Raw genomic sequence first — 12915 nt, forward strand, 5'->3', positions numbered from 1 at the left:
AATCCAATGGACGCCATTATTATTGAAGGTTTAAAGGTTGAGACAGTCGTGGGCTGCTTTAACTGGGAGCGTCAAATTATTCAGCCTCTAATGCTGGATTTGACCATTCAAACCGATTTAGAACAGGCATCAAACTCAGATGCACTTGCAGATACGCTGAATTATGCAGAAATTTGTGAGATTTCCAGCAAAGTCATTCAAGACGCCAAGCCTGAATTGATTGAACATGCAGCAAAGTTAGTGCTGAATGCACTTTTTACTACCTTTACAGCAATTGAATCGATTAATATTACGATCCGTAAGCCTGCCATTATCGCGCAAGCCAATTCTGTAGGGATACGTCTTGAACGCCATCGAAACGATTTTCGCCCTAGCATTAGCGAGTAATTGTCATCCTCAGCAACACTTTCAAGCTGCACAGCAACGTATTTCCGAATGGGGAGAAGTTCAGTTTTCTCCCATTTATATGATTCCTTGCCGCGATGGCATCGGTGCAGATTACTGGAATGCAGCGTGTTTATTGCGGAGTTCAGTGTCTAGTGAAGACATGATTGAGCTGCTCAAACAGCTGGAACAGGCATCAGGGCGAGTACGTCCATCCCATCAGATTACTTTGGATGTTGATTTGATTGCTTGGGGATCAGATCTTCAACATATGCAGTTTAATGAAAAAAAGTTGCCCTTGGCTCTGGATGTGAAAGTGCCCATGTTTGATATCTGGCATGATGCCATGTTCGAGCATGGCTCACATAGCTTTCCAACAGTTGAACAGCTGATTTAAATCAAATCACCTAATTTTCTGCTAATAAAATTTATCTAGTACGAATGCTTAACCAGCCTGATCAAGCAAGATCAGGCTTTTTTTATGATGCAGTTTTTTGTTTTTATATGAAAAAAAATTCAGATAAGATGGTGCAGGTGGAGTTTGGGAATCATTTAAAAATGAAAATATTAGAAATCTTGGTTTCGGTCATTTTAATTCTTGGAATTCTTTATGTGATCCAACAGGGAATTAATATTTGATTGATTTAAAGCTCTGAAATGTATTTTAAGATCAATAAAAATCCTCAAAGTATCAAGAAATGAATCATCGCTCTTTCACTTTTTCTTGTTATAAAAAATAATCAGCAATACGATAATGATCGCCAAGATGGCAAGAATGATCGTAGTTTCCATAACAATACCTCTCAGACATAGATCTTAGGTTTTAAACATCTAAATTAAAACCGAACATATATTAATTAAACTCAAGTTTTGTTAGAGCCGCTAATTCTTTGAAAAAAATATTTTTCAGTGATGTTAATAGAAGAACGGCTCAATCCTATTCTGTGTCTAACTAATAAATAAATATTTAGGCAACAGACACATTAAATAATGATCCGATCCACGCACTGAATAACATGGCGATAATTCCCCAGAGCATCACCCGAACTGCACCTCTCCAGACACTTACTCCACCGGCATAGCTCGCCAGTGCACCCATCATCCCCAAACTTAAAACACCAATCAGCATGACGCCTTTATCCAGATAGTGTTCCGGTAAAATCATGATTGAAATTAAAGGAAATAATGAACCTACCGTAAATGCCATGGCGGAAGAAAATGCAGCGAGAAAGGGTTGGGCAGAGGTATGTGCTGAAATACCAATTTCGTCTCGAGCATGGGCATCCAAGGCATTATGGTTGGTCAGCTGTTCAGCGACCTGTTGTGCCAAAGCAGGTTCCAACCCACGCTGTATATAAATCGTTTTGAGCTCATTTAACTCATGGGTGGGATGGCGCTGGAGTTCGCGCTCTTCCATGAGTAGATCATTGGTTTCAATATCTTGCTGGGATTTAACCGAAATATATTCACCGGCCGCCATTGAAGCAGCGCCAGAAATCAATCCGGCAACACAGGTCACCAATAAAATTTCTGTGGATGCTCCACTGGCTGCAATACCCACCACCAGACTGGTGACCGAAATAATCCCGTCATTTGCCCCCAGTACAGCTGCACGAAGCCAGCCCGCGCGTTCGATATAATGTTTTTCAAGATGGGATGAATGGCGCACAATGAAGCCCCTTTTTTATTATCATCATGATTATATTAAATTTAAGTCATGTATAGATAGTAGGATTGAATCGATCTGAAAATTATCTTGAATGATCAGCTCATCGTGCGCTTGGCTGAGCATTTTATCAATCTAAGATAAAATCGAAATGAGATTCATAATTTCAAGAAATCAGACGCACTTGATACATAATTGATTTGCAAATGGTAAAAATGACTAAAGCAAATCAAACATATCGAACAAAATAATAGCTGAGTGAGCCGGTTTAAAAAGAGAATTATCATGAAAGAAAAACATGAAAGCCATAAATGCTTGGTATGCGGCAAGCACTTTCTTCTGAAAAATCTCACTCCGATGGGAACAGTCAGAAAGGTCATTACTGAAGAAATTGCTAAGGATATTCCTGACTGGACACCACAAGATTATATTTGCCAGGCAGATTTAACCCAGTACCGCATACAATATGTACATTCATTATTAAGTTCGGAAAAGGGTGAAGTAACTGATCTTGAGTTTGAAGTGATTCATAGCATGCATCAGCATGAACTGATCACCAAAAATGTGGAAACGAGCTTAGAGCAAAAGTGGACCTTGGGAGAAAGGCTCGCCGATAAAATTGCAACTTTTGGTGGAAGCTGGACCTTTTTGATTTGTTTTGCAATCTTCTTGGGCCTGTGGATTACGATAAATACTGTGGTGATGGTGACACGACCTACTGATCCTTATCCATTTATTCTGTTGAATTTAATCCTGTCCTGTCTTGCGGCGATTCAGGCACCTATTATTATGATGAGCCAGAACAGACAGGAAGCAAAAGACCGCTTACGTTCGCAAAATGATTATCAGATCAATTTAAAAGCCGAGCTGGAAATCCAACACTTGCATGAAAAATTAGATCATCTGCTGCTACATCAATGGGAACGGTTGGCGCAAATTCAGGAAATCCAGCTGGACCTGCTTTCTGAAATGAGCAAAAAAGATTAAAGGAAGCTGTGGGGAATCTCTATTATTTTATAGAACTTATAAGCAATAAGATAACGATATCCCTTGAGCTGATAGATACCAGTGAGGATTTCAGATGTATTAAAAAGCCCACAAATGAGTGGGCTAAAATTAAAATAGTGGGATTTAAATAAAATAACTGGTTTTGGTCATCAACTTGGAAATGCCTGTCATGGCGATCTTAACTGGAACGGGTAGATCTACACCGCCAGCATTTAACGCTGTATCCCGATGATGCAGTTCATCTTCATTCATCTGTTCTAGAATACGACGAGAACGTTCATCCTGCGGTGGCAACTGGCTAAGATGATGCTGTAAATGCATGCTGACCTGACGTTCTGTTTCAGCCACAAAACCCAGACTGTATTTATCGCCTGCGATTCCGGCAATTGCACCCATACCGAAGGAAAGACCGTACCAGACCGGATTGAGCAGACTGGTATGGCTATCCAGTTCTTTTAAGCGGTTTTCACACCAAGCCAGATGATCCTGTTCTTCAATCGCTGCCTGTTCCATTTCGCGACGTACATTCGGGAGTTTCGCCGTCATCGCCTGACCATGGTACAGCGCCTGTGCGCAAACCTCACCACTATGATTGACCCGCATTAAACCTGCCACATGACGTGCATCACTGACGGTTAACTGTGTTTCTACCGGTTGGGCCGGATTTTCACGTTGGGCCGAAGTCGTGCCCGGGACTAGACTGCGTAATGCCTGGTCAAAAGAGTGAATCAGTTTATCGAGACCTGTATATTGACGCATGAATTAATCCTCCAAGGGCGCTTTTGCAGTTTTGATCATTGGTTTCAGCCGGTAAAGTAGCCAGAGAGTAAACAGGCCGCTTAATACTGCGGTAATACAAAAAAGTATTTTAAGATCAAGCTCTAAAACACTTAAAATAATAATCGAGAATATAGCAGAAGATACCATGAAAACGGCATTCAGAATGTTATTTGCTGCAACCACACGCGCACGATGTGAGCGGGGAGAATGCGCCTGCATCATGGCATACAGCGGTACAATATAAAAACCGCCGCTAATTCCAAGTAAGGTGACGGCCAGCATCACATGATAATAGCTCCAGCCTTGCTGAAAGACATCTGCCAAGCCGATTAATGCACCTGTACGCTCCGGAACAAAGGCCAGACTCGCGGCCAGATACAGGGCAAAGATCACCAGACCGATCGCGCCAAAAGGCACCATCTTGATATTGACCTGGCTGCCACCAATTTTACGGCATAAGTATGAACCCAGACCAATTCCGACAGAAAAAAAGGTTAAGAGCAGACTGGCGACATTTTCAGATGCATGCAGATTTTGTAATGTCAGCTGAGGAATCTGGGTCAGATAGGTTGCACCATAAAACCAGTACCATGAGTTGCCCAGTAAAATGGTAAAAATCAGAGGTAAGCTTTTGGCATATTTCAAGGTCTGCAAGCTGGTGCGGAAGAAATTCCAGTCAACTTGCAGCTCAGGCGCGGGAATACTTTGTTTCAGGATATAGCGACTGGATATATAACCAATCAAGGCGATGCTGATGACGGTTAAACTGATCCAGATCAGGTTGCCGGCGGAAGCTGCAATGACTGCACCGCCCAGAATCATACCGAATAGGATTGCCAGAGAAGTTCCGGACTGAAACAGGGCATTGCCGGACATCAGTTCATTCGGTTTCAGGACTTCAGGTAAAATCGCATATTTGATCGGGCCAAAGAAAGTGGAATGGGTGCCCATCAGGAACAGGGCAAATAACAGAATCCATAAATTGCCCATGAGGAAACCGACAGTTCCCAGCAACATAATGGCAATTTCCAGAAGCTTGAGATAGCGAATCAGCTGTGAACGTTCGTATTTGTCGGCAATCTGACCGGCCGTGGCTGAAAAAATAAAATAGGGCAAGATAAACATTAAAGCCGCCAGATTATTTAAAGTGCTGATGCTGGCCGATTGCTGTTGAATCCAGCCATAAGTAATGACCAGCAGTAACGCCTGTTTAAATACATTATCGTTTAATGCACCAAAAAACTGCGTCAGAAACATCGGTAAAAAGCGCCGAGAAGCTAACAAATGTTCATTTTTGTTCATATAGGCCGTGCTACATTAAGTTTTATTAAGAAATGTCAGTTATGCGTAAACATTGAGAAAAATCATGTAAGATACTTTCAGCCATGTAAAGGTAAAAACCAATTAATTAAGCTCCTTAGCTTATATTTTTCGGTCAAATAATCAATTAAAGAATGTATTCGTTTAGAGTTTGCTATGCCTGCAAAGAAAAATTTTAAAAAAACGATGCTAAATCGCAGTATGGGGCCTCTCATACCACAGCATAGTGGTATGCAGCTGTGTATGAGCATCTTTTTTATGATGTTATCCCATCAGAGCATGGCACAAACCGAACAGCCAGAAACACCCGTAGCCATTTCTCAGGCAGAAATGGTGGACGAGCTATCTAAAGAAGCGATTCGTCAGGGGGTGGCCACGTCTGAAACTGAAGCAGAAGAAAAAATCGAAGAAGCCTTGGAGCCGGAAGTACCAGTTGACAGCATGTTGATGCTGGAACAACAGCAAAATGCAGGATCTGGTCTGGGTGAATTTACGCCGATCGAGTTTGATGATCTGGAAGATCTGCAAGTACAGACTATTGATCAGAACATGGCGAATGAAATTTACCAGGTAGCCGAGCAAGCCAAACAGGAAGCACAAAACTATCGCAATACTCAGACCAGCGAAACGGTGGTGGCCGATATCAGCCAGCAAGAACTGCTGGAAATCAATCAGGCGCCGGTTAATGTCGATCAGTTGATGCAATCGATTCAGGCTGACAGCCAGATTATTGTACAAAATAATGAAGCCGGATTGACCTTGCCAGAAGTGCCAGGTCAGCTTGTCGCTGAGGATGATAAACGTCCGAATCTGTTCAAACGACTATTTTATAAAATCCGTCCTCCACGTCAGATCATGACCGCAAGAGTTCCCCGCATTAGTGCAGATGTGGTGATCATAAATGGGCAAGGTGTGGCGCAAAGTAACGGTATGCTGAATCGTAAAGATGTGCCTGAAGGCCATCTGAATTTAAGAAATAATGTCAAAGCCAAATTATCCAGTTTTACCCAAGAGTCTTTTGGCGACTTTAATTCGGCTTTGCCGCAATTACGCACCTTGTCCAGACAGGCAGCGCAAGCGGTGGGCTATTATAATGCTCAGTTCAGATTTGAAAAACTCTCTGACAGTCGGGTTCGGGTTTTTGTGACCCCGAATGAACCTGTCCTGATTAGCAGTCAAAATATTGAATTTACTGGAGAGGGCGCCGAACAGCCGCAATTCCAGGTCATCAGTCTTTTACCTGAACAGGAAGAAGGCGATATTTTCAATCATGGCAATTATGAAAAAACCAAGACACGCATTACCACAGCAGCCAATAACAATGGTTATTTTGATTCATTCTGGCGTCTGCATGATGTAAAGATTGCTCAGCCACAAAACACCGCCGATGTGAATCTGCGTTTTGAAACGGGTGAACGTTATAAATTAGGCAATGTCGAGTTCAGAATGAGCGATCCTGAAAAGGAATTTCCGCTGGATCGAGACGTACTGGAAAGTCTGGTCACCTGGACAGATGGTGCAGATTATACCTTCTGGCGGGTGAATGGCTTGGCCAATAACCTGACCAACTCACGTTATTTTAACTATACTCTGGTGGATGCGATTCGCCCTGATCCGCTTGATAAAGAGCTGGAACTGGCACCCGATATTCAAAGCCTGATTGAAGAACAGAAACGGACTGAAGATCAGGCTGCTACTATGCAACCAGCTCGCTCGGTATCCTCTTCTCAGGAAGTGACCCAGAATGTCGTAGATGAAGACCAGTTTGCCGGTAGCCGCGATCAGGAAAGCGCAAATTTAAGAACTTTACGGGTTGAGCAGCAAACCAAAGAGAATGAACAGGACCGTTTAAAAGTACAGGCACGGGAAGAGAAAAAGATTCCAGTGATTGTGACTTTAAATGCAGACCGTTTAAATAGTGCTGAAGTGGGTTTGGGTTATGGCACAGATACCGATATCCGCTTACGTGGTCAATATCGTCGTGCCATTGTGAACAAGCGCGGACATTCGTTTGATGCCAACATGGAGTTATCTGGCATCCGTCAGTCGATTGATGGACGTTATAATATTCCCTATCACCATCCGCTGAATGATTATGTCAGTATTGTGGGTGGTTATGAGCGTGAAGAGCGTGAAGGCGTCGCACAGGGCGAAGGCCTGTTGATTGAATCGGCAGTCTTAGGGGCAGACCGGATTATTAAAAATCCACTGGGTAACTGGCAACGTACTTTTGGCGCCCGTTATCGTCTGGATCGCTTAACACAGGATGGTTCTGTTGATTTTAACCAGATTCCAGAAGCGTTTCGCTTTAATACCGAAGATGAACAGCAATCGCTACTGGTGGGTTATGAAGTTTCACGTACCGAGAGTGATCGTCGGGTCAATCCGACCAAAGGTTTTAAGCAGACCTATAAGATTGAACTGGGCAGTGAGGCTTTACTCTCTGATGCCGATATGGCCATTGTGAATGCAGGTTGGCGGTTTATCTATTCATTGGGTGAAAATGCAGACCATCAGTTTGTGGGTCGTGCCGATGCAGGCTATATCTTTACTGAAGATTTTGCCAAAGTGCCGTATAACCTGAGATATTTTACCGGGGGTGACCAGAGTATCCGCGGTTTTGATTATAAGAGCCTTTCTCCGGAAATTGACGGTTTTAAAGTAGGTGGTCAGGCCTTGGGCGTGGCTTCATTAGAATATAATTATCAGTTTAAGGAAGGCTGGCGTGCTGCGGTCTTTGCAGATGCCGGAAATGCCTATAATAAAGAATTCAGTAATCCGACCGAATATGGCGCGGGTGTGGGTGTGCGTTGGGCTTCACCGATTGGGCCAATACGTATAGATGTTGCGACTGGACTGTCTGATGACAATTATCCGATTCGTTTACATTTCTTTATTGGATCACAGTTATAAAACATCATTTTAAAAAATAGTTATTTGGGTAGATCATGGTCGAGAACCAACCACAGCCAGAACAAGAACCACAAGATAGCGTTGTGCCGAAAAAGCGCCGTATATTCAGAAGCATCCTATTGTCGGTGCTTTTTTCGCTGATTTTTCTGCTGTCTGTGTTGGCTCTACTGTTTTCGACCAATCAGGGCAGTAAATTTCTGCTGGATCAGGTGCTGGAACGCCAGCAAATTATTCAATATGAATATGAAGGCGGCAATTTATGGCGCGGAATTATTCTTAAAAATGTGCTGGTCAGCCTGAAACCAGTCGATGTCAAAATTGATCGTGCTGATGTTAAGCTGGGCTGGCGCGCGATTGTCAAAAAAGAAATTCATCTGACTGAAGCCGATGTCCTCAATCTGCAAATTATTAACAAGCAACCATCAACGGGCGAACCGTTCAAGTTTAATGCTATCCGTTTGCCTTTTATCTTGCGCGTTGATCATTTACTGCTGGATCATTTGGTCATTAAAACCCAGACCAATGCAGTTGATTTCTATAATATTGAATTAAATGAGGCGCTCTGGTCCGGCACCGAATTAAATTTTGAAGATTCCCGGATGGATATGGGCTATCTATCGGTACGTGAAGCCACGGGTAAAATGCAGTTTGAAGGCAAATATCCGCTAGATGCCACGGGCATCGTCAATCTGCCTTCTTTAAGAGACAGCCTGAATATTCATGATATTCAGGTGCGGGCACGCGGAACACTGGACACGATTCAGGCTGGCGTAGCAACCAATACGCCTGATTTATTAACCGGTTGGGTTATCGTACATCCGATGCGTCCTCAGGTACCGATGCGCGGCGAGTTAAAGTTCAAAGATTACCACTGGCCTATTCTGGCCGAACAGAAACTGTTTACCAAAGACGGTATTGCCGAGTTTAATGGCGATATCAAGCGTCTGGACCTGAACGTCCAGACTGACCTGATTGGGGAAAATATTCCGCAAGGCCAATATAGTGCGGTGATGTATACCGATCTGGTCAATCAGCTGAATATTACCGATCTGAATGGTCAGTTGATGAAAGGTACAGTTAGCCTTGCCGGGACAGTAGGCTGGAAAGACCGGGTCAGCTGGGATCTGGCTGGGCGTTTGAACGGGATTGATCCCAAGCACGAGCGCATTCCGCAAGTCGTACAAGATTTCTTGCCGCCAAGTCTGGATGCGAATATTGCTTCTGCGGGTAACCTGGAAAATGGCTTGAACCTTACCGGACTGGTTGATTTCGACCGTTATGAAAGCTGGAATCTGAAGCTGGATCAAAACCCAGCCAAAGGCAATAAAGTACAACCGATGCTGTTAGATGTTGCCTGGAAAAATATTGATCGCGCCGTACCTTATGTGGGCTGGCTCAGCAGTCAGTCTGGCGATGTCAAATTGGCATTGGTCGAAGGTCAGCAGAATATTCATGTGGCGACTAAAGTCGAGCAGCATGAAGAAGGACTTCTACCTGCAGGCATGTACCAAGCCAAGCTCAATCTGAACAAAAATATCCTGAATGTCCCGAGCTTTAATTACAGCGCCAATGCAGCAGGCAGCTTAAGCGGCAATGCACGGATTGAACTGCCACAGGAAAAACGCCAGTTAAAATGGGCCGCAGTATTAAATGCCAAAAATTTGAATACCCAAAGTATTGCGGCAGCTTCACCGGTAGATCGTTTGAATGGCCAGGTTAAAGCCAATGGTTATGCGCAACCGAATCAGCAGATTATCAAACTGAACAGTGTTGACTTGACCGGACGACTGGCGGAGCAAAATGAAACCGTACGTTTGACCGGAAACAGCACCATTGCCTTGTTATTCCATAATGAAAAAGCGGGTGGTGGTTTTAAAGGTTATGCGGTCAATTATGATGGTGCTTTAAATGCCAGCCAGCTTAAAGCCAGTCAGGGTATGCTGAAACTGCGCGTTTCAGGCACACCAGAAATGTTGAAGATAAATGAATTTCGTCATGATGGTGTGGCTGGCAAGATTAATGCCAACGGTCTGGTCAATCTGGCGAATGGCATTGGCTGGGATATCAACGCATCCTTAATCCGCTTTAAGCCGCAATATTTTAATGCCAAACTGAAAGGTGAATTGTCAGGCAATGTGCAAACTCAAGGGGTGTGGTCAGATGCCTTAAAACGCATTCAGATTCAACGCTTGAATCTGGCCGGTATGCTGAATAACAAACCGGTACGTGGCAAGGGTAATTTATCGGTCATCATTAATTCAAACCAGCGTGGTTTTGTACCACAGCAGTTTGAAGCCAATAACTTGTTCCTGTCTTATGCCAGCAACCAGATTCAGGCGACCGGTAATGCACAAAACCTCCAACTAAAAGTGAATGCACCGGCCCTGTTTGAATTGTATCCGGGCTTAAGAGGTCGTGCGCAGGGCTATATCAATATGCAGGCGCAGCCACGATTGCAGGCTTCAGCTAATCTATCTATCGATAATTTTGCTTTTAAAAACCTGTTTAGCGTGCAGAAAGTTCGTGTTCGCGGACAGTTGCCAACATCGCAAAGCACACCAACCTTATTGACCGCGACAATGGATCGCCTGCGTAGCGGTTCACGCGAGATTGTACGCGGTGAGATATCACTGGCCGGTACCCGTGCTGCGCACATTCTCAAAGTGCAGGCAGAAAACCGCCTGTCAAAATTCTTTGTGCAGCTCGCCGGTGGCTTTAATGCCCAAAATAACTGGCTGGGTCAGATTCAAAAAGGTGATTTCGACTCTTTACGTGCTCGTCTGGTGCAGCGTCAAAATGCAGCCGTGATTTATAACAGTGCTCAATCGGATCTGTTTGTTGGTGCTCATTGCTGGATGAGTCAGCAAAGCCAGTTGTGTTTTGATCAGCCGATTCGGGTTAATAAAACCCGTGGCAGTGCCTCTTTTGTTACCCAAAACCTTGATCTGGAAGATTTCAGTGCATTCTTGCCTGATGGATTGGCGTTGACGGGTAAAGTCAATGGTTATGCCAAGGCTGCCTGGGCGCAAGGTGCCAAACCTAAAATTGACGCACGTCTGGTGACGCGTAATGGTGTGGTGGGCTTATCTTCTGAAGATCCGGATTATTTGGGTTCTACACTGAAATATGATGAAGTCGGTCTGGTGGCAAAAAGTGTGGCAGATGGCTTGCAACTTCGGCTGGACGTTAAAACCCCGGATATCGGAACCGGCTATGCCAATGTCATCATTGATCCATACCGTGACAGTAAACCGATGCGTGGCGAAATTGCCTTTAACCAGGTACGGCTCAAAGTCTTTAAGCCATTTATTCAGGACATCCGTAATCTGGACGGGATTTTATCTTATGCCGGAAAAATTAGCGGAACTTTAACGGATCCTTTGCTTGAAGGTGAGGTTCGTGTCAAAGATGCTTCAATCAGCATGATCTCCCTACCGGTGAATTTGACCAATGTACAGCTCTATTCATCCATACGTCAGAATTCGGCCAGCATCAATGGCGCATTTAACAGTGGCCGTGGTGTGGGCAAATTAACCGGTTCTGTGGAATGGAAAGGTGATCCGCGGGTGCAGTTAAAACTGCAAGGGGACAATCTGCTGATTCGTCAGGCCCCATTAATTACCGCTGTAGTGACACCTGATTTGACTTTGGACATGTATCCATTTAATAAAAAACTGAGTCTGAGTGGCACAATCGATGTACCGCGGGCATTGATTTCAATGCCTGAAGCCTCAGAACCTGTAGTTGGTTTATCTTCAGATGTACGTGTCGTGCGTGAAGGTGATGATCAGCTGGCGATCTTGAAGTCTGCACGTCCTTGGGATATCCGGGCAGATGTTGCCGTTTCTTTAGGGAATCAGGTGATTTTCCAGGGCTTTGACAGTCGTATTCCACTCTTGGGTCGAGTCAATCTGTCACAGCGTGGTCTGGAAACCGCAATGCGTGCCAATGGTGCAATCGGGGTATCACAGCGGGTGAAAATCGAAGCCTATGGTCAAAGTCTGGACCTGAATCGTGCTATCGCACGTTTTAATGGTGAACTTACCAATCCGACACTGGACATTGATGCCAATAAATCGGTTCAGGGTAGTACAGTTGGAGTGCGCGTAACAGGGACTGCATCGAGTCCAAGTATTCAGATTTATAATGATGCAGGCCTGTCAGAACAGGAAGCCTTGAATGCCTTGATTACCGGTCGTGTTAATGAGGGTGTATCTGGTTTAAGCCAGGCTGAAGGATTTAGATCCGATGTGAATAATACGATCGCTGCTGCGGGGATTAGTCTGGGCTTGGGTAGCACCCGCGCACTGACCAACCAGATCGGGCGCAGTTTTGGCTTAACTGGTCTAGCTCTGGATGCTCAAGGTACAGGAGATGATACCCAGGTTTCTGTGACCGGTTATATTACGCCGGATTTATATCTGCGCTATGGGGTCGGGGTATTCACACCAGTGAATAAGCTGACTTTACGTTATCAGGTAAATCAGCGTCTGTATTTAGAAGCGAGTCAGTCTTTAGAGCGTGCGATTGACTTGTTCTATAACTGGCGATTCTAATCCGAATAAAAAAGCCCTAATTTTAGGGCTTTTTTATTATGAGACAGCACACAGATTTTATTGGCTATAAAGTAGATTGATGTATTAGTCAGCAGAAGCATTGATATCTAAATTCAATCCCTATCCATATATGACAATAGAGTTACGAGTAGAGAAAGAACTTAGGATGAGACTTCAGGGTGAAGAAAACTGCTCGTCGCATGAGTCAGCTATCACATATAGAAAATCAATTAAAACATGCAATAACAGACTGAAAATCAATAAACCCATAATAAAAATAGGTGTATA

Annotated in this window: 8 protein-coding genes; 5 read left to right on the forward strand and 3 right to left on the reverse strand. The window is 44.1% G+C overall.

What is annotated here, in order from left to right:
- Window positions 1–6 precede the first annotated feature (6 nt).
- A complete protein-coding gene (gene folB, locus J7649_RS02455; RefSeq protein ID WP_004645388.1) occupies window positions 7–387 on the forward strand; it encodes a dihydroneopterin aldolase in 381 nt (126 codons plus the stop codon).
- Window positions 344–781 (forward strand): 2-amino-4-hydroxy-6-hydroxymethyldihydropteridine diphosphokinase, encoded by a 438-nt coding sequence (locus J7649_RS02460; RefSeq protein WP_219309195.1) that lies wholly within the window; start codon window positions 344–346, stop codon window positions 779–781. Before folB ends, J7649_RS02460 begins: the two co-directional genes overlap by 44 nt.
- 570 nt (window positions 782–1351) lie before the next feature.
- Here the strand turns inward: J7649_RS02460 and J7649_RS02465 are convergent.
- Window positions 1352–2053 carry a VIT1/CCC1 transporter family protein gene (locus J7649_RS02465; protein WP_219309197.1) on the reverse strand — a complete coding sequence of 234 codons (702 nt, stop codon included), beginning with the start codon at window positions 2051–2053 and terminating at the stop codon, window positions 1352–1354.
- Window positions 2054–2335: 282 nt separating this feature from the next.
- Here J7649_RS02465 and J7649_RS02470 point away from each other — a divergent pair, with 282 nt between their 5' ends.
- A complete protein-coding gene (locus J7649_RS02470) occupies window positions 2336–3037 on the forward strand; it encodes a DUF1003 domain-containing protein (protein WP_219309203.1) in 702 nt (233 codons plus the stop codon).
- A gap of 144 nt (window positions 3038–3181) precedes the next feature.
- Here the strand turns inward: J7649_RS02470 and coq7 are convergent, their stop codons facing one another.
- Together coq7 and J7649_RS02480 are read right to left on the reverse strand one after the other, a co-directional pair.
- Window positions 3182–3817, reverse strand: coding sequence for a 2-polyprenyl-3-methyl-6-methoxy-1,4-benzoquinone monooxygenase (coq7, locus tag J7649_RS02475; RefSeq protein WP_004278762.1), 636 nt, complete (start codon window positions 3815–3817; stop codon window positions 3182–3184).
- Window positions 3818–3820: 3 nt separating this feature from the next.
- Window positions 3821–5140 carry an MFS transporter gene (locus tag J7649_RS02480; protein ID WP_219309205.1) on the reverse strand — a complete coding sequence of 440 codons (1320 nt, stop codon included), beginning with the start codon at window positions 5138–5140 and terminating at the stop codon, window positions 3821–3823.
- Between the two features lie 174 nt (window positions 5141–5314).
- On the opposite strand from J7649_RS02480, the gene J7649_RS02485 reads away from it, so the two are divergent.
- Window positions 5315–8071 (forward strand): autotransporter assembly complex protein TamA, encoded by a 2757-nt coding sequence (locus tag J7649_RS02485; protein ID WP_219309217.1) that lies wholly within the window; start codon window positions 5315–5317, stop codon window positions 8069–8071.
- Window positions 8072–8106: 35 nt separating this feature from the next.
- Window positions 8107–12627, forward strand: coding sequence for a translocation/assembly module TamB domain-containing protein (locus J7649_RS02490; protein WP_219309228.1), 4521 nt, complete (start codon window positions 8107–8109; stop codon window positions 12625–12627).
- Window positions 12628–12915 lie beyond the last annotated feature (288 nt).

The sequence above is a fragment of the Acinetobacter lwoffii genome, assembly GCF_019343495.1.
Taxonomy (GTDB): domain Bacteria; phylum Pseudomonadota; class Gammaproteobacteria; order Pseudomonadales; family Moraxellaceae; genus Acinetobacter; species Acinetobacter lwoffii_P.